Raw genomic sequence first — 26,765 nt, 5'->3', positions numbered from 1 at the left:
TCACCCGTCAAAGGCATATCGCCCTGAGCACCGAACGCGGCCTTCCCCGACAGGTTCCCGCCCCGGTCCGACACGTAGAACCACGACTCCCCCGGACGGTACACACCCACCGTCGTCGCGGTCGTCGGTGTGGGGGTCGCGTCATCGACGATGCTGTTGCTGCGGGCCGGCCTGAAGGTGCCGTAGCCCGAGAAGTAGGGGTAGGGGATGACGCGGTGGTGGACGCCGGACCCGGTGAACTCGTAACCCATGTAGGAGGTCTGGCTGGAGTCGGTCCAGCGGTCGAACATCACGATGTGGCCACTCGCGCCGGCCGCGTCGTTCAGGAGTGCGTCTCCCGGCTTGAGGTCGCCCTTGCCGCCGAGCCAGGACGCGGCGCCGCTCGGTACGAAGCGCGTGGTGTCCAGGCCGGGGGTTCCGAGCTTCCAGCCCATCGAGACGTAGCCGGAGCAGTCCGTGCGGTAGCCCTGGTAGGTGTTGTCCCAGCTGTACTTGAGTCCCTTGCCGACCCAGCTCTCGGCGCGGGCGACGGCCTCGGAGCGGGTGATCGTGGCCGAGGCCGCGCTGGAGGACGGCGCGCCGGCCGCAGGTCCGTTGGACCCCTTGGCCGTCGCGGTCTGCCCCTGGCCGGCGCCCCCCTTGTCGTGGTGGTCCAGGGGCGTCGAGGTTGCCTGGGCCGGTGCGACGGCGAACACGGCGCAGCTGATGCCCGCGGCGACGAGGACAGCCATAGAGCGGAGGGCAGGACGGGATATTCGAGACATGAAGGAGCTCGTCTTTCGGTGTCTGGGCAGCCCGAATGGACTGGTGTGGAATGTTTTTGGGTGACGGCCGGCTGTCGTGGTGAGCACGACGGTCGTTCCGCTGAGCGGTCGGGCTCGACCGGGCGGCGCGCTCGGCCGTCGGAGCCGCGTTTCAGCGGTGCGATGGACGGCCGGTCAGTGTGGTGGCGCGGCGGGTGGCGCGGGCCGGCGGGGCGGTGCGGCCGGTATCGGTCAGCGGTGGAGCGTGACGGAGTATCCGTCGATGCCGGTGCCTCCCACGGCGAGCACGTCGGCCATCAGACGCCGGGCCTTGGCCTGCGCCGTGTCGGCGCCGGTGGCGCGGATGAAGAGGACGACCCCGATGCCGGCCTGGTTCGGCCGGGCGCAGATGTGTTCCAGGGCGCATTCGGATGTGGCGTGGGCCCACAGCATGTCCACCACGGTGTGGGCGTGGCCCCGGGTGGGCTTTGTCGCTCCCGTCGGCATCAGGGTGAGGTGGACGGGCACCATCTCGGGTCAGTCCCAGCCGATGCCGTTGTCCGGCGTTCCGGCCGTGGACACCGATCCGTGTGCCTGGGTCACGTCCCATCCGATGCCGCCCGGGCCCGTCGCGGCGTAGGCGGTCGAAGCGAGGGGCACAGCCAGGCCGGACAGGACGGAGGCGATGAAGGCTGCGGTGAGCAGGCGGGCGGTCTTGGACATGGCTGTACCCCAAACTGGTGGCGTGTCGGTCAGGAGGATCTCGACCTGGCGGTCGGTCCGGGGGGCTTGCGGCCCCGGCCGGGACTTGGTGTCCCTGCCGTTCCGGTGATCACTATCCTGCCGACGGTGGCGCTCCCCGGGAAGGCGATCGGCCCGTCAGCATGCGGCCTGGCCGGATCAGGATGCGGCCCCTCACGGCCGGGTCCGCAGGTGGGGGCCCGCGCCTTCGCGCGCTGCCGCTACGCCTCGGTTCCGGCTCCTGTCGGCGCCGCGGCCCGGCCGCGTGACAGCTGTCCGTAGGCGGCGGCGACCTTGAGGAGCCACTCGGTCTCCTCACTGGGGGTCCTGGCGTTCGACGGGGGCGGCGGCGCGCCGACGGGGCCGGTGCCAGGGGATTCCTGGAGTGCCGAGAACAGCCAGGCCGCTTCGGATTCGGCATCGGTCATTGGTGGTGGTGCGTCGTCAGGCCCGTTCGACGGGACTTCGGTTCGGGCCGTCGTGCCGCGGTCGCGCAGTACGAGGCAGGCGTCGCGGATCTCGAAGGCCCTGTGGGCCACGTCGAGCGTCCGGTCACCGAGGATGAACAGGTCGCGCGTGCGCCCCACGCACGGACCGAACGCCACCATGGGTACGGCGTCGAGCAGGTCCGACCACAGGGGGTGCAGCCGCCACAGCGCGTACTGGTCGTGGACGTAGCAGCCGAGCCTCCTCAGCGGCGGCAGGACGAGTCCGGCGACGAGGAGCAGGATGATGATCACCGGCAGGGTCTCGGAGACGGGGTCGGGGGTCCCCGGCCCCGGGACCTCGGGGTGGCTGTCCTGGCGGGCGAGGAAGACCACCCGGTAGAGGGTGTAGACGAAGGTCAGCGCACAGCCGCTGGCCAGGCACACGACCCCCGAACGCAGGACTCCCCGGGGCACGCTGCGCCGGTTCGACCAGAAGAGCCCGGCCGACAGGGCGCTGGAGGTGCCGAGGTAGGCGTAGACGATGCCCTCGTACAGGAGCACCGGCCAGTCGCCGAGGTGGGCGTCGGTCACGCGGCTCGCCGGGCCGTCGGGGTCGTGCTCGAAGAGGAGGACGAACACGGCGGTGAGGGCGAGTGCGGCCGTGAGCGCCGTGGCGATCCGCAGACGTGCGGTCGACACCCGCCGTGGTCCGCGGCCGTGAACCGTGATCACGTACTCCAGGATGAAGTGGTTCGATGCCAGGCCGGCGAGGTGTTTGACCAGGACGGACAGATCGGGCGATCCGGTGGAGAGGCGTATGAGGTGCTCCACGGCCGGCGACCGGGTCGTAAGCGTGACGGCGAGCCCGACGAGGAAGCCCCACAACAGCCGTGACGGACGGGTGCCGTTGAAGGCCGAGGGCGCACGCCAGATCACCAGCGCCCACAGCAGCGCGGGCAGGGTGAACACGTAGACCGGATGCATCAATCTCCTCGCCAGGAGCGCAGGCGGCGGATCGGGTGGGCGAGGCTGCCGACCAGGCGGCGCGAGGACGGGGTGCCGATGCGGTCGGCGCCGGCCAGGTCGGCGAGGAGCACGGCGATCATCTCGGCCTCCTGCTCCTCGACGGTGTCGAAGTTGCTGCGGGCCTTGCCGAGGGTGTGGGCGACCAGCTCGGGGGTCAGGTCGGTGAAGGCCCCTGCGAGCCGGGCCAGATCGACGTTCTGGGTGTGGCCGCAGAGGACGTGGCCGAGCTCGTGCAGTTTGATCAGGTCCTGGTGGGCGGGACTGGTCCTGCGTTCGTAGAAGACGACGTCCACGCTGGGCAGCGCGATCCACGCCCCGCACGGTGCCTCGGAACCGAGGTCGGGAAGGGGTTCCATCACGATCGGGCGCCCGCGATGGCGGGCCAGCGCGTCCCTGAAGGAGTCGACCGTGAAGGGATCGGGCAGCTCGATCCCGGCCAGGATGCCTTCGCAGCGCTTGCGCAGACCGCGCGGTACGGGCATGGCGGCAGCGGATCCTTCGGTCAATGGTCAGCGGTCGGTGCGCTGCCTACCCTACTAACACCGTTCCCCGGGACCGGCCTTGGGCGCCGACGGGGCACCCGACTCCCCGGCCGCCACCTCCGCCTCCAGCGCGCTCAGCCGGTCGGCGAGGGCGACCAGCATGTGGAGGCTGTTGTCGGACAGCCCCGAGGCGCGCTGCGCGAGGCCGACGACACCGGCGTTCCCCACGGCCGCGTGGACGCCGGCCAGCTTGTCCAGGGCCAGCAGTTGCTCGTCCACGGCGGCGGCCCTGCCGTCGTCCAGGAAGTAGGTCGCCCCGGAACGGATGCCGAAGGCGAGGCCCAGCCAGTCCAGCGTCTCGACCGTAGGGTTGGGGGACTGCCCCTTCTGCGTGCTGGCCTGGTGCAGGTTGCGGATCGTGTCCCTGGAGATGACGCCGCGTCCGGCGATCCGGTTGATCCGGTCGGCCAGCTCCCGGTACGCGGGAGCCTTCCCCCCCGTCCGGGCGGCCTCGCGGGCCATCAATCCGTCGAGCCTCTCGGAGATCCTGCGGGCACGGTCGGGCGGCGAAGGCGGGTGCGGCGGGTGGCCGCCGGCTTCTTCTGCGTTCATCCCGGCCAGCTCCGATCAGTCGGCAATCAAGATACCCCTCACACGAGGCAGCGATTTTACTCGCCGAATCGTTGCGGCTTCAACCTGGTATCACTCGAACCCCCGCGGGTGGACGCCGGGGATCCCACTTGATCGGCGACGGAGCGAACCTTATGCTGGCGGCGATTTTAATCGCCGTGTGGGCTGGGGGGCTGACGGATGCTGGACTTGCTCGGGCTGGACCGCGTGACCGAGGGTGTGTACCGAGCACTGCTCTCCCATCCGGAGGGCAGCGTCCAGGAACTCGCCGGGCAACTGGGCGTGTCCGAGTGCACCGTCCACGACGCCCTGGACAAGCTCACCGAGCTCCGGCTTCTCCGCGCTTCCCGGGACGTGCACGGCGCCATGCGTCCCGTCAGCCCGGAGATCGGCCTGGACATGCTCCTGCGCCGGCAGGAGGACGAGCTGCTGCGCCGCCACCGGGAGCTCGAACTGAGCAAGGCGGCGGCGGCGCAGGCGATCGCCGAGTACGCCGACCTGCGGCCGGACGCCCCGGCCGCGGCCACGGCGACGTCCACGGAGCGTCTGGTCGGCCTCGATGCCATCCAGGTGAGGCTGGAGATCCTAGCGCGGGAGATGTCCGAGGAGTGCCTCTCGGTGATGCCGGGCGGAGCCCAGTCCCAGGCCAGCCTCGACGCGTCCAGACCGCTGGACGACTCCGCGATGGCCAAGGGCATCGCCCTCCTGACGCTCTACCAGGACAGTGCGCGCCACGACCCCGCGACCCTCACCTACGCGCGGTGGATGAACGAGCGGGGCGGCGCGGTGCGCACCTGTCCGACGCTCCCTCCGCGGATGCTGGTCTTCGACCGGCGGGTCGCCGTCGTCCCGATCGATCCGGCCGACACGAAGCGCGGCGCGCTGTGCATCCGCGAGCCGGGGGTCGTCGCCTCGCTGGTCGCGCTGTTCGAGCAGACGTGGCAGTCCGCCGTCCCGCTCGGCGCCGACCGCTCCAAGGACTCCGAGACCGGTCTCACGGCGTCCGAACGGGAGGTGCTCAGGCTCCTCGCCTCCGGCCTCACCGACGAGGTCGCGGGCCGGAGGCTCGGCATCTCGGCGCGCAGCGTACGCCGGCAGATGGCGGGGCTGATGGAACGCCTCGAAGCATCGAGCCGCTTCGAGGCGGGGCTGAAGGCCGCCCAGCGCGGCTGGCTACAGTAGCCACACCACCACCTCGACGCACCGCCACCTCTGCGTTCGGCCCCCTCTACGCGCCGTCTCCGCCGGGCGAGGCCGTGTCGATCACTTCGTCCAGGACGTCGCGGGAGCGGACCAAGTCGGCGATGAGGCGGTTGATCCGGTCGCGCTCCGCGGTGAGCTCGTCGACGAGCTGCGGGGTGGCGACCTCGCTCGGGCGGCCGTCCGTGTCCCGCATGCAGGGCAGCAGCTGTGCGATCTTCTTGCTGTTCAGGCCCGCGGCGTAGAGGGTCTGGATGCGGACGACGCGGTCGACCGCCCACTCGCCGTAGTCCCGGTGGCCGCCGGGGGTGCGCTCCGCGCGCAGCAGTTCCTGCGTCTCGTAGTAGCGCAGGGAACGCTCGCTCACCCCGCTGCGCCGTGCCAGCTCACCGATCCGCATTCCCCACCCCGAACGGCGCGACTCGAACCTGCCATCGACCTCAACTTCTACCATGCCGCCACCAGTCGCTACGGGACGGCCCGGCGGGGGTAGCGGACCACGAGGAGCGCGTCCACGTCCTCCTCCGCCGCGCGGTACAGGTGCGGTACGTCGGCCACCCAGCCGGCGTGTCCGCCCGGCCCGACCCGCCGGGGCGGCCCCGCGAGCTCGCCCACGTAGGCCGTTCCCCCCAGGACGACGATGCGCTCCGTCGCCCCGGTGGTATGTCCGGTGGACTCCTGCACCGCTCCGGCGCGGATGCGGATCCGGTAGGTCTCCGTGACCGCCGCGGCGTCCTCGAACCGCTCGGTGAGGACCGCGCCCACCGCCGAGCCCGACAGCTCCGCGGGCAGTCCTGTCGTGTGCAGCGCCGCGCCGAGCGGGAGCTCCAGGGCGGTCGTGAGGGCGTAGAGCGTTTCCAGCGTGGGGTTGCGGCGTCCGCCCTCCAGCTCCGAGAGCGTGCCCTTGCCGACCCCCGACCTGCGGGCCAGCTCCGACAGCGACATTCCGCGCTCCGTCCGCAGCGCCCGTACCCGGGCGCCCACCTCGGCCGCCAGATCCATACGACGCCTCCCTCCCCCTGAGCCCCGCTCAATCCGCTTGCCCGGCTTCCGCGCCACATCCTATCGTTCCGCATACAGAACGTTCTGTATGCGGAACATCCCGTCGAAGGAGCGCCCCTTGCAGCCCGAGCACCCCACCCCCGCCCTGCCCGCCCTGCCCGCCCGGTCCGCGCAGGTGGCCCGCGCCCTCGCCGAGGCCGGCGTCCCCGGTCGGGTGCGCCTGCTCGACCGCTCCGCCCGCACGGCCGCCGAGGCCGCCGAGGCCCTGGGGTGCGACATCGGCGCCATCGCCAACAGCCTGGTGTTCCTCTCGGGGGACGAGCCCGTCCTCGTCCTCACCAGTGGGCGGCACCGGGTCGACACCACCGCCCTCGCCGCCCGCTGGGGGCGCCCCGAACTGCGCCGCGCCACCGCCGAGCAGGTCCGCGAGGCCACCGGGCAGGCCATCGGAGGCGTCGCCCCCCTCGGACACCCCCGGACCCTGCCCACCGTCGTCGACGAGGCGCTCACCGGCCACGCCCGGATCTGGGCGGCCGCGGGGACCCCGCACACGGTGTTCCCCACCACCGCCGAGGAGTTGCTGCGGCTCACCGGCGGCCGCCTGCTCCCGGTCGGCCCGCGGACGGCCGCCGAGCCGGCCTGACCGCGGCCTCCGCGCACCGCGCGCGCCGTCCCAAGGGGCCGCCCATACTGAGGGGATGAGGCGGACCCGTACGGTGCTGCTGTGCGTCGCCGGCCTGCTGGGCACGGCCCTGCCGGCCGGGGCCGCCACGGGCCCGGCGGCCGCCGCGCCCGCACCACCGGCGGCGTGCACCGCATCGCCCGGCCCGGCCCGGGGCGACGCGCAGAAGGTGCTCGCGACGGCCCGGCAGGCCCAGCGGGAGTTCGGGCTGAACTCCGTGGTGCTGCGGGTCTCCTCCGGCGGCCGGGAGGTGCTCACCACCGCTCTCGGGCAGTCGATGACGGGCGTACCGGCCGAACCGTCGATGCACTTCCGTACGGGGTCCGTCGCCATCGTCTACATGGGCATCGTCCTGCTCCAGCTCGTCGAGGAGGGCAAGGCCTCGCTCGACGACCCGGTGTCCCGCTGGCTGCCCGACGTACCGCACGGCTCGGAGATCACCCTGCGGATGCTCGGCAGTTCCACCTCCGGACTGCACGACTACGTGACCGACCCCGCCTTCCTCGCCGAGATCAAGGCCCACCCGTTCCGCCGGTGGACACCGGCGGAGGTCATCGCGATCGCGACGAAGCAGCCCCTCCTCTACCGGCCGGGGACCAACTGGAACTACTCGCACGCCAATTTCGCGATCCTCGGCGCCGCGCTGGAGAAGATCGGCGGGCTCCCGCTGGACCGCCTGCTCGCCCGGCACGTGATGCGGCCGCTCGGGCTGGACCAGACCTCCAACCAGTACACACCGCAGATCCCGGACCCCGTCCTGCACGCCTTCACCTCCGAGCGCGGCACCTACGAGGAATCCACCTTCTGGAACCCCTCGTGGACCACGGCTCGCGGCGCGGTGCTGACGCAGGACATCTGCGACCTCGACCGGTCCGCGCGTGCCGTCGGGACCGGGGAGCTGCTGTCCGCGGGGTCCTTCCGGACGCAGCTCGACCCGGGGACCGTCGGCCTGGGCCACGCGACGCCCTCCTGCCCGCCGAGCGTCTGCCTGCTGACCAACACCGCGGCCCGGCACTTCGGCCTGGGCGTGATCGTCGTCGACGGCTGGATCCTGACGAACCCGTCGTTCTCGGGCTACGCGGCCATCCAGGCCTATCTGCCGGCGCGCGGACTGGCGATCTCCGTGTCCGTGACGAAGGGCCCCGAGAGCCCCGAGGGGAACTCGGCGCAGACCATCGCCGAGCGCATCTCCGCGGTGCTGGCCCCCGGGCAGGCCCTCAGCATGCCGTGACCGCCCGCACGAGCCCCGGCGCCAACCCCCACCTGGCGTTCCACCGGCCCGTGTGCGCCCGTTCGAGGCAGCCGGTATCGTCCACTGTGTGCGATCCGCCCGATCCGCGGCCCTGCCGGTCGGGCAGCCGTGGATGTCGGCGGAGGACGCGATCACATGGCACATCACAGGATCAGCCCGAAGGGCACCACCCCTCCCCAGCGCCTCAAAGACCCGCACTCCGCCGTGTCCACCTCGGTGAACACGGTGGCCGTGGCCGCCCTGGTCCTCCTGGCGGGCGCCGGCGGTACGACACCGGTCGGCGCCACGTCGCGGGCCACGTCCCGGGCCGCGGCCCCCGCCGCGCGGTTCGTGCCCGGTCCGTGCCCCAGGACGTCCGAGCCCGTCGCCGCGCTGGACGGCGCGAAGTGCGGTTTCCTGGAAGTCCCCGAGAACCGTTCGCGACCCGCCGGGCGCACCATCCGGCTGGCCGTCGCGGTCGTTCCCGCCGCCTCCTCGAAGCCCGCCCAGGACCCGATCGTGTACATGGCCGGCGGTCCGGGAGGGGACGCGTTCGACGACATCTCCCTCCTCGTCGACGCCGGGGTCAACCGTGACCGCGACCTGATCGTGATGGCCCAGCGCGGGAACCTCCACTCGCAGCCGAACCTCGCCTGCCCGGAGACCGACCGGGCCTCCGCCCGGGCCGTGGGCCTGCGCTACGACGACCCGTCGGCGCGGCGGCTCCTGGTGAGCGCGGCGAAGGAGTGCCGTGACCGCCTCGCCGCCGACGGCACCGACCTCGGCGCCTACAACACCGGCGAGAACGCGGCCGACTTCGCCGACCTGAGCACGGCACTGGGCGTCCGCCGGTGGAACGTCTACTCCTACTCCTACGGCAGCGACCTCGCGCTCACCTACCTGCGCGAACACCCGCAGGGAATCCGCTCGGTGGCGCTGGACTCCGTCACCCCTCCGCAGACGGTGAACCTGCCGTGGACGTGGAGCAGCGCCCGGGAGGGCACCGACGCCGTGCTCGACGCCTGCCGCGCGGAGCCCCGCTGCAACGACCGATATCCCGACGTGGCCCGTACCCTCACGGAGCAGGTCCGCAAGCTGGAGGCGCACCCCCTGACGCTCCACGCCGCTCCGCCGAGCGGCGGCGAGCCCGTGAAGATCGTCCTCGACGGCGGGGCGCTGGTGAACCTGATCGTCGGCAACGGCGTCCGGCCCGCCGACCTCCCGGCGGCCCTCGACGAACTCGCCCGCGGAAATCCGCAACGCTTCGCGCGGGCCCGCGCGGCCGACGCGTACCCCGCCGTCGGCCGGACCGCGCACGGCCTGACGGAGTCGGTGGCCTGCGGCGAGTGGGTGCCGGGGTACACGGAGTCCCAGGTGCTGGACGCGGGACGCAAGGCCTTCCCCGGCATGCCGGACACCGTACTGGCACAGGCTCCGCAACTCCCCTTCCAGCAGGAGGTGTGCCGCGTCTGGAACGTTCCCGACCGGACCGCCGCCCAGCGCGTGGCCACCGTCAGCGCGGTGCCGGCGCTCGTCGTCTCGGGGACGTTCGACACGAAGACCGGGGCGAGTTGGGGCGCGCGCACCGCAGGTGACCTGTCGCGCTCGACCGCCGTGCGGACCCCCGGGATCGGGCACTTCGTCGTTGCCCAGTCGCCGTGCGCGCAGCGCGTGCTGGCCTCGTTCTTCGCCCGCCCCACCGCGCCCGACACCGGGTGCGTGGCCGACCTCGCACCGAAGCCGTTCACGATTGCCCCGAAGTGACCGGGAGGCCTGATGGGACCCACCGAAGCGCCCCGCCGCCGTCGCACGGGAAGGCGCCTGCGTGCCGTGCCGGCCGGGCTGGCGACCGGCATCCTCGTCACCGGCCTCGTGGCGGCTCCCGCCCGCGGCGCCGTCGGCGGGAGCCCGAGTCCGGGCGCCGGTACGGCGATCGGCACGACCCCGCGCACGGTCGGCGACGCCCACTACGAGCCGGGTCCCTGCCCGAAGACCCCGGAACCGGTCCCCGCCCTCAAGGGCGCCCGTTGCGGGACGCTCACCGTGCCCGAGAACCGCGCGGAGCCCGGGGGCCGGAAGATCAGCCTGGGTGTCGCCGTCGTGCCCGCGGTCACGGAGCGGCCGAAGCCGGACCCGGTGGTGTGGTTCGCCGGCGGCCCCGGCGACGACGCCGTCGGGGAGGCCCCGTTGGCGGTCGACGGCGGGCTCAACCGCGACCGCGACCTCATCCTCATGTCGCAGCGCGGCACGTACTCGGCCGACCCGATGCTGACCTGCCCCAACATCGACGAGTTCGCCGCCCGCTCGGTCGGCCTGGTCTACGACGCCCCGTCCACGCAGCGCCTGCACGTCGACGCCACGCGCACCTGCCGCGAGCAGCTGATCGGCCGCGGGGCCGAACTCAGCGCCTACGACAGCACCGAGAGCGCCACCGACTACGCGGACCTGCGCCTCGCGCTGGGTGTGCCGCGGTGGAACGTGTTCGGCATCTCCTACGGCACCGACCTGGCCCTCATCTACCTGCGTGACCACCCCGAGGGGATCCGGTCCGTCGGCATCGACGGCGTCCTGCCGCCGTCCACCGCCGGATCCGCCCTGACCTGGAGCAGCGCCCGCCAGGGCTTCGACGGCCTGTTCCAGGCGTGCGCACGGCAGCCCGCGTGCGCCCGTCGCTACCCGAACCTGTCGGCCACCTTCGACCACCTGGTCCGCCGGCTCGAAGCCAAGCCCGTCACCACCACCGTCAAGGTGCCGGGCCGTACGCAGCCGGTGAAGGTCGTGCTGGACGGCGGGACGCTGGTCAACTGGATGACCTCCGCCACCCACGTGGCGGCCGGCGTACCCCTCTCCCTCGACGAGCTGGCCCACGGCAACCCGCGGCGGATCGCAGAGCAGTGGGCGGGCGCCAAGTTCAGTCCCCAGGCGATCGGGCGGGTCGCGCACGGGCTGGCGTACGGGGTGTTCTGCCGGGAGTGGGTGCCCTTCGAGAGCGAGGCCGACACCCTGCGGGCCGGACGGGCGGCGTTCCCGTCCTTCCCCCGCTCGGTCCTGGTCAACGCTCCCCAGCTCACCTTCCTCCACGCCGACTGCGACGCCTGGAAGGTTCCCGCCGCACCGCGCTCGGTCCGCGACGTGACGCGCAGCGCCATCCCCACCCTCGTCCTGTCGGGCGGGTTCGACGCTCAGACCGGGGCGCGCAGCGGGGAGTACGCCGCCCGTACGTTGAGCCGGGCCACGGTCGTCACCGTCCCGTACGTCGCCCACGTGACCTTCGCGGCGTCCCCGTGCGCGCAGGAGATCACCCTCTCGTTCCTCAACGACCCGACGGCCGCGAAGACCGGGTGTGTCAGCGGCGTCGAGCCGCCCACCTTCGACACGGGCCCGCGAACCTGACCGCCCCGGCGGCCCCCTCCCGCGAACGCCGGAGCCCCACGGGGGATTCGGGTCGGGGGCCGCCTACTCGGGCGCCACCTTGCAGGCGCTCGCCGCGGTGCCGTTCGTCACGCCGCCCGCGGTGAGGCCGCTGACGCACTGCGCGTGGTCGCCGGTCAACCCGACGTAACACGCCATCCGGACGGAGTCCGGGGCCTCGCCGCCGTGCAGCTCCCGCTCGACCTGGTTGATGCAGGCCGTGACGTCCGCGTGGGCGGCGGGGGCGATGAAGGAGGCGCCACCGAGTGCGAGGGTCAGGCCGGTGAGGACACTTGCGATACGGATCGACGTGCGCATGGGACGTACCTGCTCTCCGGGTCGTCGCGCGGCCCGGCACACGGGTGTGCCGGATCGGCGGGTAATCGGCGCCGAGCGGGCGGAGGGCCCCCGCCCGCGGGGCCCGGGCCCCGCACCGGACCGGCTCGGCAGGCTTTCCCTCCCCTCCTTCGACGCTAGAGCAGCCTCATGGCGTGCGCACCCGCTGGACCTTCGCACCCCTGCCCGGCAGGCATTCGGGTGGTGGCGTGCCGTGTCGGGCGGCCGGGACCGGCCGGGTTCGCCATCCTGGGCCGGGCGCGGCACCGCGGTCGGCGCCGCCCCTCCCCCACCGAGAAGGAGTACGCCATGGCGAAGGACGCGCTCGGACGGTTCCTCGCGGCTCTGGACCCGCAGCACCGGGAGGCCGTCGCAGGCAGACCGCACGAGGAGCAGGAACGCCTCGCGGCGGCGTGGGAACAGGAGCTGGAGTCGGACGACGAGCTCGACACCCTCGACGAACTGTCTCCGCCCGCGGCCGAGGCCGAGGCGGCCCGGCGCGTCATGGCCCGCGAGAGCTGACGCACCGTCGGGGCGGGGCCCGGCCCGTCGGCCCCTCGGGCCACCGGTCACGATCGTTGCGCCGGGCGGCCCTCCCCCGCCATGAAGCGCCAGACGAGGGCGTGGCCCAGGACGATCAGCGCGATCAGCATGAGGGCCTCGGCCTGGATGGGGCGCAGGCCGATGTGGCCGGCGAGTTCGGGGAAGGCGCCGACGACGGCGATCAGCAGGTAGAGCAGGCCGGCACCGGCCTGCTGCCAGGTGACGAAGTGGTCGCCGCGGGCACCGGCGCGGGTGAGCAGCCTCAGGGTGCACACGCAGCCGACCACGGCGAGGGCGATGAAGGCCACCCGCCAGATCTGTGGCTGTTCCGTGCCGCCGACCTGGGCGAAGAGTCCCATCAGGGCGGGCAGCAGGAAGGACAGGTAGATCCCTCCCACGATCCTGCGCAGGGCGGGTTCGCGCATCCATTCCGGGTGCCCCTGCACCACGTTCCACCACAGGCCGACCAGGGTGAAGCAGGTGGCGGAGAAGAGGGCGTAGAAGGTGCTGACGTCCATGGGTGACGAGAGTGGCAGCGATGCCCGCCCGGGCGGGCGGTACACGCCCTGCGCACCGGACTCCACCCCCGGTACGGACTACACCGCCGTCCGGAATCCTCCTCGGCCCGGTGTGGACGCGCCCGGTCGGCGGGGCTCCGGTCGGCGGGCGTCCGGCAGGATGACCCGCATGGACCTCATCCCCGCGCCCCGCGAACACACCCCGGCTCCGGTTCCGGCCGCCACCGTACGGACGCGTCTCGTGGCCGCCGGGGCCGCGGTGGTGACCGTCGGCGCGGGGCTGGGGCTCAGGGCCGTGGCGGCGGGGAGCGTGGCCAAGTACGGCGGGGACGCGCTCTACACCGTCCTGGTCCTCGCCCTGGTCGTCGTGGTGGCACCGCGGCTGACCCCCCTGCGGGCTGCGGCGACGGCACTGGCCGTCAGCTGGGCGGTCGAGTTCCTGCAGCTCAGTCCCTTGCCGGCGGAGCTCGCACCGCGCAGCGCCATCGCCCGCCTGGTACTCGGGTCCACCTTCAACGCACCCGATCTGTTCTGGTACGCGGCCGGCGCGGCGGCGGGCTGCCTCGTGTACTCGGCGTGGCGACCGCGCCGCCGCAGCGCCGGACGGGCCGACCGGGCCGGCGCCGGGCGCACCCCCCTCAGCCGCCGGGGGTGAAGGTCACCGGCAGTGCCTCGGGCCCGCGCAGGCCGCCCGGCCGCCACGGGAGTTCGTCCGGCGTCACGGCGAGGGCGAGTCCGGGAAGCCGGCGCAGGGCGGTCCCGATGGCGATCTGGCCCTCCAGGCGGGCCAGGGGCGCGCCCAGGCAGTAATGGATGCCGTGTCCGAAGGCGAGGTGGGCGTTGTCCTGCCGGGTGATGTCCAGTCGTTCGGGGGCGGGGAAGCGTGCCGGGTCGCGGTCGGCGACGGCCGAGCCGATCAGCACGGTCGCGCCGCGCGGGACGGTCACTCCCGCGATCTCCGTGTCCTCGCGCGCGAAACGGGCGATGCCGGGGTTGACGGGGCCGTCGTAGCGGAGGAACTCCTCGATCGCGCCGGGCAGCAGTCCCGGGTCGGAGCGCAGCAGGTCGAGTTGGTCGGGGTGGGCGAGCAGCATGGCGATGCCGCCGCCGATCAGGTTGACGGTGGTGATGTACCCGGCGACCAGGAGCAGGAAGACCATGGCGATCAGCTCGTCCTCGGACAGCCGCTGTTCCTCGTCCCGGGCGACGACGAGGGCGCCGAGCAGGTCGTCTCCGGGGTCCTGTCGTTTGGCGCGGATGAGCTCGGTGACGTAGGCGCGCATGTGCTGCCAGGCCTCGTTCACGACGGCCGGATCCGGCAGCTCCGGGCCCCGCCTGATCATGCGGTCGGTCCATCGCTGGAAGTCGTGGTGGTCGTCGACCGGCACGCCGAGCAGTTCGCTGATCACCGTGACGGGCAGCGGGAGCGCGAAGTCCGCGATGAGATCGGCCCGGCCGGTCTCGGAGATCGCGTCGAGCAGGCGGTCGGTGACGGCCTGGATCCGGGTCCGCATCGCGGCGACACGGCGGGCCGTGAACGCCTTGGAGACCAGCCGGCGCAGCCGGGTGTGGTCGGGCGGGTCGCTGCGGAGCATGTTGCTCAGCATCGACTCGCGTTCCGTTTCCGGGAGCTGCTGCAGGAGGCGGGTGTCGGCGGCGTCGCGCACGTCGCTGCTGAGGCGGTGGTCGGACAGTGCGGCGAGCGCGTCCTCGTAGCGGGTGACGAGCCAGGCCTCCAAGCCACCCGCGATGAGGACGTGGCGTACGGGGCCGTCCTCGCGCAGTTTCGCGTACAGGGGGAAGGGGTCCGCGACGAAGGCCGGATCGGTGTAGGGCAGAAGGACCGGCCGCTCACTCATGTTGCCTCCAGGAGTACGTCGCCCGCGTTGTGGAGAGCGAGGATATACATCCCGGATTCCCCGAATGCCGGTTTTCGGTCTTGTCCGGTCCGATCGTGCCGACCGGAGGCATCGGGGGTCCGGGGTCCGGGGTCCGGATCAGTTCCGCATCAGCAGCACGCCGGCCGCCAGGACCACCGCCAGGCCGAGGGCCAGGACTCCGTAGACCGGCCGGTGGTCGCGGAGCACGGGCAGGAAGCGGTCGAGGGCGTAGCGGCCCGGGCCCGTGAGAGCGAGGGTGACGGCAGCGGCGATGATCAGGGCCTCGAACTCGACGCCCTCCAGGCCGATCACGGCCCCGGTCCATTTGACGGTGACGGCATTGATCATCACGCCGACGATCGCAGCGGCGGACAAGGGGGTGAGGAGGCCGAGGATCAGGCCCAGCCCGCCCAGTGTCTCGGTCAGACCGGCGATCGCCGCCATGGTCTCACCCGCCGGGTAGCCGGCCTGCTCGAAGAAGCGGCCGGTGGGTCCCAGGCCCGGGCCGTCGAACCAGCCGGCCAGTTTCTGGGTCCCGTGGACGGCCATGATCGTGCCGAGCACGAGGCGCAGTACGGGCAGGCCGACGTCGTAGGGGGTGGTGCTGCCGGTCGTGGTGCGGCCGATCGTGGTGCGGCGGGCGGAGGGGAATCGCATCGTGGCCATCGTGGTGCTTTCCGTAGGGGGCGTGCGGAAGGAAGGGCAAACCCTGGCGGGACGATCCGGGAGCCGTCGACCGGAAGCGCGGGGCGGGAAGCCCTCCGGTGGAATCGGCTGCGCCCAGCGTGGCGAAAACCGAGCCGAAATGCCCGGTAGGCGGATGCGCGCGTCGGCAAAAACGCGGTCGCTCCCCGGGGCTGCCGCGCGTGCGCGCACCCGTTGACCGACGCCAACAGGTGGATCCCCACCGGGAGATGGGCGGCGGAGCCCCCACTGCTATGGTGCGCCGATGTCATCGATCAAGCAGTTCCAGGTCACCTTCGACTGCGCGGAACCCGAGCGCGTCGCCCGCTTCTGGTGCGAGGTGCTGGGTTACGTCATAGCTCCCCCGAGCGGGTTCGCCACCTGGGACGATTACGAAGGGTCCCGGTCTCCTGAGGACCGGGGTTCGTGGTGTGCCTGCGGCGACCCCTCGGGGGTGGGCCCGCGGCTGTACTTCCAGCGCGTTCCCGAGGGCAAGGCCGCCAAGAACCGGGTGCACCTCGACGTGAGGGTCGGCACCGGGCTCGTGGGCGAAGAGCGCCTCGCCACGCTCGAAGCCGAGTGCACACGCCTGATCGCGCTCGGCGCGGTGCGCGTGCGGTTGTTGTACGACGGCGGTGACGACTCGTGCATCGTGATGCAGGACGTCGAGGGCAACGAGTTCTGCGTCGACTGAGCGTCCCGCGAGCCGGGGAGTCCGGGAGTCGCCCCCTTCTGGCCCCTGTCGGAGAGGCGGCCGTCTCCGAGGTGCGGGGAACGGGGCCCGCGTGCGATACCCGGGCCCCGTCCGGCCGTCGCCGGGGTCAGTAGCCCCACACGCTCAGCTCGGTGATGGATGCGAACAGGTGCCCCCATACCCATCCGCCGGGCGTGTCGGAGTCCGCGGTGACCGGATCCAGGGCGGACGCCTCGCGCAGGAAGTCCCCGATGCCGTCCTCCCCCGGGTGCGGGTTCCAGCACGCTCCCATGAAGCGGTACACGGCCTCCAGCAGCCGTACGAAGGTCTCGGTGTCCCGGGCGAAGGGGAAGGGCCCCTCTGCGTTGCGGACCATCCACACCGCGCCCGTGTCCGGGTGGACGAACACCCGGCCGCGGTCCGCGTGCCCGAGGTCGAAGGTGCCCAGCCACAGCAGGCCGTTCTCCTCGGGATCCTGCCGCCGGGCCCCCTCGGCGGTCCACCCCAGGGCGAACGAGGTCACCCCCGCCGCCCAGAACACCGGAAGGCCCGCCTCGGCGATCAGATCCCGCGTGGGGGCGTGGGCCAGCGTCGGCGGCTGGTGCGCCCGGGGCAGGCGCAGCACCCCGTCCGAGCCGAACGCCGCCTCCAGGCGGGCCGTGTCCAGCGGCGCCCGCGCGGGCGTCGGTCCCTCGAACCACGGTCCGCCCGTACCCCAGGACACGGCGTCGCAGTCGGTGGCCGGCCGGCCGGCCTCCGCGGCGGCGTTCCGCTCGATGACGACGAGGCCACGCGGCTCGACCAGCAGGATCCGGCCCCCGCCCAACGGGACGGGTTCCTCCCAGGTGTCGAGGCAGTGGAGGCCATGGTCGTCCCCGTCCGGGTCGAAGAGGACCGGACCGTCCTCGACCGGAGCGTCGAACGGCCGCTCGGTGAACTCCCCGCCGGCCGGTGCCGGGACCTCCTCACCGGTGGCCGGATCCAGCCAGCGCTCGCCGGCCAGCGCTGCCCAGAGCTTGAGCAGGACCCGGCCGTCCGGCCCCTCGTGGACCTCTACGTTGGCGTCCCCGCTCAGGTTGGGCCGGGCCCGGTAGGCGCCCACCGGCCGCCACCAGGCCCAGACGGTGCGCCACGGCATGTCCGGCTCGGCGCCGGCGACCAGCGCGGCATGGTCGTCATGGCCCAGTACCTTCGCGGCGAAGTGCAGCCACGAGGCGAACTCCGCCCGTGACACCTCGGCGTCGCCGAGCACCGCGACGGCCTGGGAGTACACCTCACGGCCCGCTCCCCCTCCCGTGTCGGGCAGGTCCCGGAGGGCTTCGGGTCCGGCCGTCAGCAGGGCCGAAGGGGAGGCGAACAGTGTGTCGAGATCATCATGAGGCATGCGGACATGGTGCCAACCCGCACGGACGCCACCGACCGCGGGAGCGGTCGGTGGCGTCCACGGGTTCACGGCTGCGCCACCACCCGGGCTTCGGCCGCGTGCCGGTTGCGGCGCAGGGCGTCGTGCAGGCGGACGGACTGGGTGACCAGCCGGGAGCGGCCGGTGCCGGTTGCCGCGGCGGCGAGGCCGGCCGGTTCGGGTGAGGCGGCTCCGGACTGCTCGACGCAGTCGGCGGCCAACGCGAGCAGCTCACCCGTACCGACGCCCGTGCCGCTGCCGCTGCCGCCACCGGTCAGCAACGCGGGCAGTGCGGCGGCCAGTACGGCCCACGTGGTCGCGTGGGCACCCGTCGCGGCGGCCGTGCGCAGCGAGTCCGCGAGCCGGCCCGGCTTGACCGTGCCCAGGCCGAGCAGCTCGGCCAGGTCCGTGCCCAGGCGTACGGTGTCCAGTTCGCCGCGGGCGGCGAGGGTGAGCAGCGCGTCCACGGCGGTCAGCCGGTCCTCGGGGTGCCGGGCCCCGAGTCCGACGGCGATCACGAGGTGCAGAGCCGGGCCGGCGGGTCCGCCGGCGGCGGCGAGCCGGGGCAGTACCGCCGCCCCGCCGCGTCCTCCGTGGACCGCGCAGGCCGTGACGGCCGGGAGCCACCACGCCGCCAGGGTCTCCCTGTCCTCGGGCAGGACGGCGCTCAGCGCGATGTCGTCCCACGAGTCCCAGCAGCGCTCGGAGGCGTCGCGCGGCCGGGCCAGTTCGCGGAACGGGTTCGGGAAGTCCCGCAGTACCGCCGGACGCGCCCCGGTGTCCAGGACGATCCGCTCGGGCTCTTCGGTGTACCTGTACCCCATGGCCGGCGCGACGCGGCGGGTGACGGGTGCGCCCTCGCCGTCCGGGCCCAGCCAGGCGGCCAGCCGGTCCCCCTCCGGCGTGCCCAGGGCGGCCGCCGCGGAGACGGCGGCCGGGTCGCGGCGGACCCGCAGCAGGGCCTGCGCGAAGTCTGCCGGGGCGGGGTCCTCCCCGAGGCGGCGGTACTCGGCGAGGCGCGCGACGAGGACCTCGGGGTCCAGGGAGCCGCTCCGCTCGGTGGGCGTGGCGAGGAGGAAGGGCAACGGCCGGTCCGTGATCCGCCGTGCGGTCTCGGTCAGGCGCGCGTGGTGGGCGTGGCGGAGCCCGGTGTGGTGGCAGTCGCTGGGCCGGCTCACGAATGCCCGGTGCCCCTCGCCTACCGGCCGCGCGCCCAGGACGGCGGCGGCGACGTCTTCCAGGCCGGGCTCCCGCACCGAGCTGGTGTGGTAGCGGGACTGCTCGGGGTCGAACCACCAGCGACCGGCCATGGCGGGCCCCAGCGCCTCGGCGAGGGCGGCTCGGTCCCGGTGGGAGTGGCGGACCAGGCCGTCCAGGGCGCGTTCGAACTCGTCGACTTCGACGGTACGGGAGTTGACCAGCGCGGCGACGAGTTCCACGGTCTCCGCGACCGTTTCCGGTGTGGGGGCGATCGGGACCGGTGTCGGGGGCGGCGGCAGGATCTCCCGGTAGGGCTCGGTGTCCTCGGCCGCGGTGGCGGACGCTCCGAAGAGGTCCGCCGCCCGGCCCCGGTGGGCCGGGCTCAGCAGCGTGGCCCGGTCGGCGAGTTCGGCCCGCAGCGCGGGGTCGTCGGTGAGGTGGGCGGCGGCCAGGTTCAGGGCCCGTTCCTGGATGTCGGTGTCCGGGTGCCCGAAGGCGTCGCCGAGTACCGGGAGGAGTTCGGGGGCCGCGGACGGGTCCCGGCGCAGTTCCTTGCCGAGGAGTACCAGTTGGGCGCGGACGAGCTTCTTCTCGGGGCGGAAGAGGGCGGCGGCCGACATCTCGGCGAGCAGACGGGGGGTGAGGCGGCCCGCCGCCGCGAGCCGGGCCAGTGTCTGCTGGGCCTGCCCGGCCACGGGTGACGGGGCGTCCGCGGTGAGCGCGATCCAGTCGGCGGCGCGCTCGCCTTCCTCGGCGTCGGTCGGGCTCAGGGCCTGCAGGATCGCCTGGTAGGGCTTCAGCTGGGCGGGTTTGCCGCCGCGCAGCAGGCGGGCGGTGCATCCGTCCAGGAGGGCGGCCCGGTCCACGTGTCCACCGGCGGCGAGGGCGGCCAGCGCGCCGGGCCAGTGGTGGGGGTCGTGCGGGTCGCAGCGCCCGACGAGGGCGCGGACCGGTTCGGCGGTCTCGAAGAGGCGCGGGAGGAGCGTGGTGAAGTGCGGGTCGCCGCGCAGGGCGGTCGGGAGCGGGGTGCGGGACGCGCCCAAGGCGGCCGCCCAGCCCTCCACGCAGCCGTCGGTCGTGGGCATCGGGCACCCGGCGAGCCGGACGAGTTCGCTGATCAGCGGGTAGTCCTGTTCGGCGGTGGCGGACCGGGCGGCCAGCCGGTGGGCGAGGTCGCCGAGCCATTGGGGGTCCCGCCCCGCCAGTACGTCGAGGAGGAGGTCGGTGGGGAGCTGCTGCCAGCGGCGCAGGTCGCGCGCGCCGAGCCAGGCGGCGGTGGCCGCCGCGCCGGTGGTGCAGCCGGCTCCGGCCACGAGCAGGGCGGGGCTCATCAGGTTCCGTTCCTGCCAGCGCTCCCAGCCGGAAGCACGCAGTTCGCCGCGCAGTTCCTTCAGCCCGGCGAGCAGGGCCTTGCGCCGGTCGCGGTCCAGCGGCTCCAGGAGTGCGGGAAGTTCGGCGGTGCGGCCCCCGCGGACGGTCGCGAGGACGTCGTCGTGGGTGGTGTTCATCGTGCGGCTCCGGTCGGGGCGGGGGAGGGGGGCGGGGGAGGGTGAAGGCGGTGGCCGCTCAGGCGGAGGCGGCTCAGGCGGAGGCGCCGGACGCGGAGGGCGCGGGCGTGGCGGCGCGCAGGGCCATCCGGGTGGCGAGGGCGTGCTTGCAGGGGCCGCGGCGACCCCGGTAGTCGGCCCACCACTGGCAGGTGCAGCTGAGCGCTCCGCCGGACTCGCGTACCCGGTAGCGGCGTTCACCGGAGGCCACGACGGCTCCGTGGGGAGGGTCCAGGGTGACGGCGCCCGCCTCCAGGAGTGCGCGGGCGGCGACCAGCCGGGGGTTGTGGCGCTCGGCGCGGCGGGCGTCGTAGGGCAGTTCGCGGTGGAAGTAGGCGGCTTCGGCGATGTCGTAGCCGACCCGGCCCGCCGTGCCGAGTCGGGTGAGGGCGGCCCGTACCCGTTCCACGGGAAGCCCCGACTGGTCGGCGAGGTCGGCCGGATCGATACGGGGTTCCCAGGCCAGCAGTACGGAGATCAGTTCGGCGTCCTCGGCCGCCGTGTCGGTGGCGAGGGCCTCCAGGACTCCGCCCTCCCCGGAGAATCCGCGGTCGGGCTCCGGGGAGAGGGTCAGGGTGAGCCGCATGCCCGGCAGGCCCAGTTCCCAGGCGGAGGCGGTGGGTTCGGCGCCGTGCGCCGCGGGTCCGTATACGCGCAGGCCGGTGGCGTGCCGCAGCACCCGCTGGAGCGCGGCGAGGCGTTCGGGCCCCGCCAGGCAGACCGCGCCCGGCACCGGCCGGGTGGTGGGGCGCAGCGTACGGCCCGCGGGCACGACCCACAGGGCGGCTCCGGAGGCGGTGGCGCCTCCGGGGTTGCGCGGGAGGGAACGCAGGAAGCGGGCCGTCTCGGTGGCGGTCAGTTCGGCGCGCAGGTCGAAGCCGGTGGTGATGGCCTGGGACTCGGCGAAACCGCGCAGCCAGCGGTCGGGCAGCGGCACCTTCTTCTCCACGACCGGACCGTCGAGGGTGGTCACCGCCATCTCGTCGGGCCCGACGCGCAGGTGCAGCGGGTCGTCTCCGGTGAGGCGGGACAGTGCCTCGCGCAGCGGGTTGTTGACGTCGACGTTGGTGGTGCCGTGGCCGGTTTCGGCGCCGCGCAGGCCTTCGGGCAGTACGTCGAGGCGGGCGTAGACCCCGCAGCATCCGGAGAAGGATTCGAAGCGCAGCCGGTCGCCGTTCCCCGTGACCACCGGGTCCAGCGAGGCGCGCAGGGTGCGCCGGTGGTAGCGGGCGGCGGCCACGTCCGCGACGGCGAGCAGGGCCCGCGCGGCCGCCTGGGGGGCGCTCAGGAACCCGGTGAAGAAGCGGGGGTGCGCCTCGGCCCCGGCCGGGGTCAGACCCCCCGCCGTCTCCAGCCCGAGGGCCTGGCCCGTCCCGGCGGAGGTCAGCGCGGAGGGGCGGGCGTAGGCGAAGGTGTGTGCGGTTCGCGTCATGTCCGGAACGCTAGGCGGAGCCACTGACAACACCCGTGCGCACGGGGGCGGACGGCGTCCGCGCGCTAGCGGAAGGGGCTGATTCCGGCTACCAACAGCCTTTGACCGTAAGTGACTTCGCCTTCAGAGAGCAGTCCGCGTGGCGGCTTCGGCGGGCGCCGGAGGCCAGTCCGCGCGGAGCGGGGCGATGGCCGGTTCCACCACGGCCGGGGGCAGTTGGGCGGGCCGTTCGGGCTCCCTCCAGGGCCCGCCCGGTCCGTGCGGTCGGTCGGTCGGTCGGTCGGTCGGGGCAGTCGGGCGGTCGCGGCGGTCGGGGGTGGCGGGCGTGACGTCGGCCTGCACGTTGTTCACGGCATCGCGGCAGGCCCGCCGGACCGGCGCAAGGGGGTGTCACGCGGCCGGGGCGCCATGACCGCGGGGGTGGCCGACCGGTTCCACGGACGCGGGCCGGGGTCGTGCCAGCCCGTGGCGGTCGGCCCAGGAGCTGATGGCCGCGGCCAGTTCCCCGGGCCGGTCCTCGGGGGAATGATGGCCGGCGGGCCCGTGGTGGGACGTCTCCAGACCTGCGATGTTCTCCTCGCACCAGGCCACCGCCCCCGGGTCGGTCATCGCGCCCGGGCCCGGCTCGAACGCGGCGAGCAGCTTCGGGACGTGGGGGCTGGAGGCCAGCCAGGACCCGTAGCGCTCGACGCGGGCCACGACGTCGGCGGGCTCGCCGTCCAGCGGCATCATCCGCGTCCATGCCAGGACCGGTCGGCGGCTGTGCGGTGTGGGGAAGGGCCGACGGTAGACGTCGAGGTCGGCGGGGGCGAGCGGGGTGGCGAGGGTGTCCGGGAGCCCCTCGATGAACAGCGACTCCTCCAGGATCATCCGCTCGCCCACCCCGGGGGTGCGCAGGAGGGTGAACAGCTGCCGTCCGGCGGCCGGGAACTCGTCGCCGACCAGCGGCTTGACGATCGTCTCGGTGAAGGCGAGGCCGAGGACGGTACCGGGAAGGCGGGCGGCGCGGTCGAAGGCGAGGGCACCACCCCAGTCGTGGCCGATGAGCACCGCCTCGTCGATGCCGAGGGCGTCGAACCAGGCGTCGAGGTGACGGGCGTGGTCGTCGAAGGAGTAGGCGAGGTCGGGCTTGCCCGATTCGCCCATGCCGATGAGGTCGGGGGCCAGCAGGCGGCGGCCGGGCGCGGCGACACCGGGCAGGACGTTGCGCCACAGGTGGGAGGAGGTGGGGTTGCCGTGGAGGAAGACGAACGGCAGCCCGTCGGGGTCGCCGGACTCGCGGTAGTGGAGGGTGGATCCGAGGACGGGGAGGGTGGGCATCGTGGTGCGGGTCCGTTTTCTGTTCGGGGGACGTCAGAGGTTGAGGCTGAGGAGGCCGTCGACGGCGATCTCCACGACGACCAGGTCCGGCGGGGCGGGCGGCGGTGTGCGGTAGCGGTCGGTGTAGCGCCGCACCGCTTCGGCCAGCCGCCCGGGGTCGTCGGTGACGCGGGCCCGGCCCTCCAGGGTGACCCAGCGGAAGCCGTCCGCCTGGCAGAGCGCGACCCGGGCCGCCGCACCGCCCGCCAGCACGTTCCGGGCCTTGCGCGCCCCCGCCCGGGTGGTCACCCGGGCGAGGCCGTCGGCGGCGTCGAAGGTGAAGCGGACGGGGGCGGCGTGCGGGGTGCCGTCGGCGCGGAGGGTGGTGAGGACGCCCGGATCGGGACGGTTGAGGAACTCGGCTGCCCCGAAGGGGAGTCGGACGGCCGGGTGGCTCACTTCTTCTTCACGCCCTCGTTCCAGACCAGCTTGGCGACGTTCGGCTTCACGGCCGTGGTGATGACGCCCATGGCCGTACGGACGTAGCGCCGCTCCCCCAGTTCGCGCAGCATGCTCGCGGCGAGGTCGGTACGGGCGGTGAACACGCCGTCCGCGCTGCTCTCGGCCGTGCGGTAGTCGGTGACGGCGGGGTGCTCGAAGAGGCCGGAGGGACGGACGAGGGTCCAGTCGAGGCCGGTCTCCCGGACTACGGCCTCCATGCGGCGCATGTCCTCGTGCACCGGGCGGGCGAGCCGTCGGTTCACCAGCGGGTCGAAGACGTGGTTGAAGAAGTGCGCGCCGGTGGGGCGCCAGTTCGGGTCGGCGACGCTGGATGTGACGGCCAGCAGGCGCCGGACGCCGCGGCGGGCCATGGCCGAGGTGATCGCGGTGGCGCTCGCCGAGTACGTGGTGACGGTCCCGCCGCCGGGGCGTGTACCCAGCGCGGAGAGCACGGCGTCCGTCCCGTCGATCGCGGCGCCCACCGCCACCGGGTCGGTGGCGTCGGCGACGGCCACGGTGAGACCGGGCCGTGCGGGGAGGGAGCCGGGACGGCGGGTCACGGCGACGACCTCGTGGCCTGCGGCGAGGGCCTGGTCGGTGAGGTGGCGGCCGGTCGGACCGTTCGCGCCGAATACCGCGATGCGCATCATGTCGGGGAGTCCCTTCGTGTGGTCGGTGGAACGCCCTTGACTGTGCCGATCACGAAACGCAGGCTCAACGCTGATGAATAACGACGCCGCCGCCCCCACCCGCCCCCGGGGCCGCCCCCGGGGAAATCCGCCGACCCGCGAGTCCATCGTCGCGTCGGCCCGTTCGCTGTTCCTGGAGCACGGCTACCGCGGCACCACCCTGCGCGCGGTGGCCGGGGCCGCCGGGGTCGACCCGGCCCTGATCTCGTACCACTTCGGCTCGAAGAAGGGCCTGTTCGCGGACGTGATGCAGTTCCAGTGCGCCACCGCGCTGACGGTGGACGACGTCCTCGGCGGAGACCCGGCCACCCTCCCCGACCGCCTGATCGACGCGGTGACGGGCCTGTGGGAGGACGACGGCTTCCGCCGGCTCACCGCCCGGGGCGACGAGGCGGCCGAGGCGATCCGCGAGTACCTGGAACACGAGCTGCTGGCCCGGCTCGTTGAATTCCTCGGCGGCCGGGACGCGACGGCACGGGCGACGGCCGTGGTGACGATCCTCGGCGGTCTCGTCTACACCCGCTATCTCAACCCCCTCCCCACCCCGGCGGCGCTCACCCCCGCGGAAGCCCGCCATGCCCTCGTCCCGGCGCTGCGCGCGGCACTGTCCCCGGTGCCCCGGGGCCGCACCCCGCGCCCCGCACCGGGACGGGCCGTCGGGGCGCGCTGACCGACGGGCGCCGATCGGGGGGCGCTGATGGGCGGGCCCTCATGGGCAGGCGTCGATCGGCGGGCCCTGATCGGCGGGGCGTCCCGGTTCAGGCGGCGGGGACGCGCACCCGCACCGATTTGCCGAACTCGTCGGCGGTTACCGCGAGTTCGCCGCCCGCCTCGGCGGCCAGCCGCTGGACGAGCAGCAGTCCGCGCCCGCCTTCGGCGTCCCGGGTGACCGCGGCGGCGGGTCCGGGCAGCCGCGGCAGGGCGGTTGCACCGTCCGCGACCTCCAGACGCAGCCATCCGCGGTCGCAGGCGAGGCGGACGTACATCCGCCCGGTCTCTCCGGCGGCGTGCCGGACGACGTTGCCCACGAGCTCACTGACGGCCAGCAGCAGGGTGTCGGCGAGGTCGGCGGCTATCCGCCACCCTTCGAGCACGGCGCGGACCCGGCCGCGGACCAGCGGAACGCTCGCGGCGGTGGGCGCGGCGACCGAGTGGACGAAGGTCCCGACGGACGCGGGGCGGGTGGCTGCGGTGAGCATGGGGTGCTCCCAGAGGGGATGCGCGACGGAGCCGTCCCGGGGGTGGGTGGCTCGTGTAACCGTTCCGATGACCGGACGGCCGGGGGGCTTGTCGCCGGGGGAAACGCGCCGCTAGAGTCGTGATTACACGTGTAACACGCTACCTCCCCCAGGCCCCACGCGCAAGCATTTCGGACAAAACGCCGCAGCGCCCGGGGCCGACAGAAGGGCCGAGATGACCCGATCGCACCCGGCCGAGCCCTACCCGGCGGAGCCCGACCCGGCCGACCTGACCTGGCCTCCCCCGCCCTACCGGCCCCCGGTGCCGGCCGTGACGGACGAGCACGGCGTGCGCCGCTTCGACGGGATCACCTACGCCACCACGCCCGGCTACCGCCCCCGCCTCCTCGACGTCCGGGTCCCCGCCGGCCCGGGACCGTTCCCGGCGGTCGTCTGGATCCACGGCGGCGGCTGGCTGGACGGCGACCGCCGCTACCCGCCGCCGACCGTGCCCGCCGCCCTGTTGCACGGCTCGGTCCTGGACGCCGGGCTCGCACTCGTCTCCATCGACTACCGGCACAGCCTCGAAGCCCCCTTCCCCGCGCAACTCCACGACGTGAAGGCCGCGATCCGCTACGTCCGCCACTTCGCCGGAGCCCTCGGCATCGACCCGGACCGGCTGGCCGTGTGGGGCGAGTCCGCGGGCGGCCACCTGGCGGCGCTGGCGGGCCTCGTCGGCCCCGGCACCGCGGACGCCGAGGCCCTGGAGGGCACACACGGAGTCGGCAAGGGAGACACCGGGGTGTGGGCCGTCGTCGACTGGTACGGCGTCTGCGACCTCGTCGCCCTCACCGGGCACCCCGTGCCCGCGCAGGTGGCCGGCACCGGGTTCCCCGACCCGTACGCCGCCCTCCTGGGCGGCACCGAGGCGGAGCGACCGGCACTGGCACGGGCCGCGAGCCCGCTGACGTACGCGGCGGGCCCGAAGCCGCCGCCGTTCCTGCTGGTCCACGGGACTCGTGACGGCCTGGTCCCGTTCAGCCAGAGCGAGGCGCTCGCCCGCGCCCTGGCCCAAGCGGGTGGCGAGGCCGTCCTGCGCCCCGTCGAGGGCGCCGACCACATCTTCCTCGGCTCCCGGGACGTCCCGGCGATCGTCGCGGAGAGCGTGGCGTTCCTGGCCCGCCACCTGGAGGCGGCGGGGACCTGAGCCTTCTCGCACCCGGCCGGACCCGGCCCCGCCGCCGGTGCGCCGACCGGGAGCCGCCCGCGACCGCCGGGGGGCGGCC

At 73.8% G+C, this 26,765-nt stretch carries 27 protein-coding genes and 2 pseudogenes; 10 read left to right on the top strand and 19 right to left on the bottom strand.

The genetic code is table 11. The features are described 5' to 3' along the window. From ACEPPI_RS18650 to ACEPPI_RS18625, 6 genes and pseudogenes are all read right to left on the bottom strand, one after another. Nucleotides 1-731, bottom strand: a pseudogene (locus ACEPPI_RS18650) (hypothetical protein); the annotation flags it as partial. 264 nt (nt 732-995) lie between these two features. After that, complete coding sequence (locus ACEPPI_RS18645) at nt 996-1,274, bottom strand: hypothetical protein (RefSeq protein ID WP_373916346.1); 279 nt, start codon at nt 1,272-1,274, stop codon at nt 996-998. 6 nt (nt 1,275-1,280) lie between these two features. After that, the gene (locus ACEPPI_RS18640; protein WP_373916345.1) at nt 1,281-1,466 is read right to left on the bottom strand and encodes a hypothetical protein; all 186 of its coding nucleotides are present in this window, start codon (nt 1,464-1,466) and stop codon (nt 1,281-1,283) included. Nucleotides 1,467-1,705: 239 nt separating this feature from the next. Next, nucleotides 1,706-2,896 carry an MAB_1171c family putative transporter gene (locus ACEPPI_RS18635; protein ID WP_373916344.1) on the bottom strand — a complete coding sequence of 397 codons (1,191 nt, stop codon included), beginning with the start codon at nt 2,894-2,896 and terminating at the stop codon, nt 1,706-1,708. Beyond that, nucleotides 2,896-3,420 carry a hypothetical protein gene (locus ACEPPI_RS18630; protein ID WP_373916343.1) on the bottom strand — a complete coding sequence of 175 codons (525 nt, stop codon included), beginning with the start codon at nt 3,418-3,420 and terminating at the stop codon, nt 2,896-2,898. The genes ACEPPI_RS18635 and ACEPPI_RS18630 overlap by 1 nt, the downstream gene beginning before the upstream one ends. Nucleotides 3,421-3,474: 54 nt before the next feature. After that, the gene (locus ACEPPI_RS18625) at nt 3,475-4,032 is read right to left on the bottom strand and encodes a hypothetical protein (protein WP_373916342.1); all 558 of its coding nucleotides are present in this window, start codon (nt 4,030-4,032) and stop codon (nt 3,475-3,477) included. Nucleotides 4,033-4,230: 198 nt separating this feature from the next. On the opposite strand from ACEPPI_RS18625, the gene ACEPPI_RS18620 reads away from it, so the two are divergent. After that, nucleotides 4,231-5,232 (top strand): LuxR C-terminal-related transcriptional regulator, encoded by a 1,002-nt coding sequence (locus ACEPPI_RS18620; RefSeq protein WP_373916341.1) that lies wholly within the window; start codon nt 4,231-4,233, stop codon nt 5,230-5,232. Between the two features lie 46 nt (nt 5,233-5,278). On the opposite strand, the gene ACEPPI_RS18615 is transcribed toward ACEPPI_RS18620, so the two are convergent. Both ACEPPI_RS18615 and ACEPPI_RS18610 read right to left on the bottom strand, forming a co-directional pair. Then, entirely contained in the window at nt 5,279-5,650 is a 372-nt protein-coding gene (locus tag ACEPPI_RS18615) for a MerR family transcriptional regulator (protein WP_373916350.1), read from the bottom strand. Between the two features lie 68 nt (nt 5,651-5,718). Then, entirely contained in the window at nt 5,719-6,252 is a 534-nt protein-coding gene (locus ACEPPI_RS18610; protein WP_373916340.1) for a helix-turn-helix domain-containing protein, read from the bottom strand. A gap of 118 nt (nt 6,253-6,370) precedes the next feature. Here ACEPPI_RS18610 and ACEPPI_RS18605 point away from each other — a divergent pair, with 118 nt between their 5' ends. The 4 genes from ACEPPI_RS18605 (at nt 6,371) to ACEPPI_RS18590 (ending at nt 11,558) form a co-directional block, all read left to right on the top strand. Next, nucleotides 6,371-6,895, top strand: a complete 525-nt coding sequence (locus ACEPPI_RS18605; protein ID WP_373916339.1) for a YbaK/EbsC family protein — start codon at nt 6,371-6,373, stop codon at nt 6,893-6,895. 55 nt (nt 6,896-6,950) lie between these two features. Next, nucleotides 6,951-8,165 carry a serine hydrolase domain-containing protein gene (locus tag ACEPPI_RS18600; protein WP_373916338.1) on the top strand — a complete coding sequence of 405 codons (1,215 nt, stop codon included), beginning with the start codon at nt 6,951-6,953 and terminating at the stop codon, nt 8,163-8,165. A 156-nt stretch (nt 8,166-8,321) separates the two neighbouring features. Continuing rightward, nucleotides 8,322-9,929 carry an alpha/beta fold hydrolase gene (locus tag ACEPPI_RS18595; protein WP_373916337.1) on the top strand — a complete coding sequence of 536 codons (1,608 nt, stop codon included), beginning with the start codon at nt 8,322-8,324 and terminating at the stop codon, nt 9,927-9,929. A gap of 12 nt (nt 9,930-9,941) precedes the next feature. Further along, nucleotides 9,942-11,558, top strand: coding sequence for an alpha/beta fold hydrolase (locus ACEPPI_RS18590; RefSeq protein WP_373916336.1), 1,617 nt, complete (start codon nt 9,942-9,944; stop codon nt 11,556-11,558). Between the two features lie 63 nt (nt 11,559-11,621). Here the strand turns inward: ACEPPI_RS18590 and ACEPPI_RS18585 are convergent, their stop codons facing one another. Further along, entirely contained in the window at nt 11,622-11,894 is a 273-nt protein-coding gene (locus ACEPPI_RS18585; RefSeq protein ID WP_373916335.1) for a hypothetical protein, read from the bottom strand. Between the two features lie 327 nt (nt 11,895-12,221). On the opposite strand from ACEPPI_RS18585, the gene ACEPPI_RS18580 reads away from it, so the two are divergent. After that, nucleotides 12,222-12,434: a hypothetical protein gene (locus ACEPPI_RS18580; RefSeq protein ID WP_373916334.1), complete on the top strand. Its 213-nt coding sequence runs from the start codon at nt 12,222-12,224 to the stop codon at nt 12,432-12,434. 47 nt (nt 12,435-12,481) lie between these two features. Here the strand turns inward: ACEPPI_RS18580 and ACEPPI_RS18575 are convergent, their stop codons facing one another. Then, nucleotides 12,482-12,973 carry a hypothetical protein gene (locus tag ACEPPI_RS18575; RefSeq protein WP_373916333.1) on the bottom strand — a complete coding sequence of 164 codons (492 nt, stop codon included), beginning with the start codon at nt 12,971-12,973 and terminating at the stop codon, nt 12,482-12,484. A 169-nt stretch (nt 12,974-13,142) separates the two neighbouring features. Between ACEPPI_RS18575 and ACEPPI_RS18570 the strand changes: the two genes are divergently transcribed. Then, nucleotides 13,143-13,628 carry a DUF2809 domain-containing protein gene (locus ACEPPI_RS18570; RefSeq protein WP_373916332.1) on the top strand — a complete coding sequence of 162 codons (486 nt, stop codon included), beginning with the start codon at nt 13,143-13,145 and terminating at the stop codon, nt 13,626-13,628. Here the strand turns inward: ACEPPI_RS18570 and ACEPPI_RS18565 are convergent. Both ACEPPI_RS18565 and ACEPPI_RS18560 read right to left on the bottom strand, forming a co-directional pair. Then, nucleotides 13,612-14,832, bottom strand: a complete 1,221-nt coding sequence (locus ACEPPI_RS18565; protein WP_373916331.1) for a cytochrome P450 — start codon at nt 14,830-14,832, stop codon at nt 13,612-13,614. The genes ACEPPI_RS18570 and ACEPPI_RS18565 overlap by 17 nt on opposite strands. A 138-nt stretch (nt 14,833-14,970) precedes the next feature. Next, nucleotides 14,971-15,510 carry a DoxX family protein gene (locus ACEPPI_RS18560; protein WP_373916330.1) on the bottom strand — a complete coding sequence of 180 codons (540 nt, stop codon included), beginning with the start codon at nt 15,508-15,510 and terminating at the stop codon, nt 14,971-14,973. 292 nt (nt 15,511-15,802) lie between these two features. Between ACEPPI_RS18560 and ACEPPI_RS18555 the strand changes: the two genes are divergently transcribed. Then, nucleotides 15,803-16,231, top strand: a complete 429-nt coding sequence (locus ACEPPI_RS18555; RefSeq protein WP_373916329.1) for a VOC family protein — start codon at nt 15,803-15,805, stop codon at nt 16,229-16,231. A 127-nt stretch (nt 16,232-16,358) separates the two neighbouring features. On the opposite strand, the gene ACEPPI_RS18550 is transcribed toward ACEPPI_RS18555, so the two are convergent. The 6 genes and pseudogenes from ACEPPI_RS18550 to ACEPPI_RS18525 all read right to left on the bottom strand — a co-directional run bounded on the left by ACEPPI_RS18550 (nt 16,359) and on the right by ACEPPI_RS18525 (nt 24,259). Next, nucleotides 16,359-17,615, bottom strand: a complete 1,257-nt coding sequence (locus ACEPPI_RS18550; protein WP_373916328.1) for an SUKH-4 family immunity protein — start codon at nt 17,613-17,615, stop codon at nt 16,359-16,361. 65 nt (nt 17,616-17,680) lie between these two features. Beyond that, nucleotides 17,681-20,341, bottom strand: coding sequence for a DUF6493 family protein (locus ACEPPI_RS18545; RefSeq protein ID WP_373916327.1), 2,661 nt, complete (start codon nt 20,339-20,341; stop codon nt 17,681-17,683). A 73-nt stretch (nt 20,342-20,414) separates the two neighbouring features. Continuing rightward, nucleotides 20,415-21,812: an SWIM zinc finger family protein gene (locus ACEPPI_RS18540; RefSeq protein WP_373916326.1), complete on the bottom strand. Its 1,398-nt coding sequence runs from the start codon at nt 21,810-21,812 to the stop codon at nt 20,415-20,417. Nucleotides 21,813-22,202: 390 nt separating this feature from the next. After that, nucleotides 22,203-23,138, bottom strand: a pseudogene (locus tag ACEPPI_RS18535) (haloalkane dehalogenase); the annotation flags it as partial. 27 nt (nt 23,139-23,165) lie between these two features. Continuing rightward, nucleotides 23,166-23,570 (bottom strand): pyridoxamine 5'-phosphate oxidase family protein, encoded by a 405-nt coding sequence (locus tag ACEPPI_RS18530; RefSeq protein WP_373916325.1) that lies wholly within the window; start codon nt 23,568-23,570, stop codon nt 23,166-23,168. After that, a complete protein-coding gene (locus tag ACEPPI_RS18525; RefSeq protein WP_373916349.1) occupies nt 23,567-24,259 on the bottom strand; it encodes an NAD(P)-dependent oxidoreductase in 693 nt (230 codons plus the stop codon). The genes ACEPPI_RS18530 and ACEPPI_RS18525 overlap by 4 nt, the downstream gene beginning before the upstream one ends. Before the next feature lie 76 nt (nt 24,260-24,335). On the opposite strand from ACEPPI_RS18525, the gene ACEPPI_RS18520 reads away from it, so the two are divergent. After that, nucleotides 24,336-24,971, top strand: a complete 636-nt coding sequence (locus ACEPPI_RS18520; protein ID WP_373916324.1) for a TetR family transcriptional regulator — start codon at nt 24,336-24,338, stop codon at nt 24,969-24,971. An 88-nt stretch (nt 24,972-25,059) separates the two neighbouring features. Here ACEPPI_RS18520 and ACEPPI_RS18515 read toward each other — a convergent pair whose 3' ends face one another. After that, the gene (locus tag ACEPPI_RS18515; protein ID WP_373916323.1) at nt 25,060-25,500 is read right to left on the bottom strand and encodes an ATP-binding protein; all 441 of its coding nucleotides are present in this window, start codon (nt 25,498-25,500) and stop codon (nt 25,060-25,062) included. Between the two features lie 214 nt (nt 25,501-25,714). Between ACEPPI_RS18515 and ACEPPI_RS18510 the strand changes: the two genes are divergently transcribed. Continuing rightward, the gene (locus ACEPPI_RS18510; RefSeq protein ID WP_373916322.1) at nt 25,715-26,686 is read left to right on the top strand and encodes an alpha/beta hydrolase fold domain-containing protein; all 972 of its coding nucleotides are present in this window, start codon (nt 25,715-25,717) and stop codon (nt 26,684-26,686) included. The last annotated feature ends 79 nt before the right edge of the window (nt 26,687-26,765 follow it).

The organism is Streptomyces sp. AB3(2024) (assembly GCF_041862025.1).
Taxonomy (GTDB): Bacteria; Actinomycetota; Actinomycetes; order Streptomycetales; family Streptomycetaceae; genus Streptomyces.
Note: the sequence above shows the minus strand (reverse complement) of the source record. Positions and strands in the feature narration are given on the sequence as shown.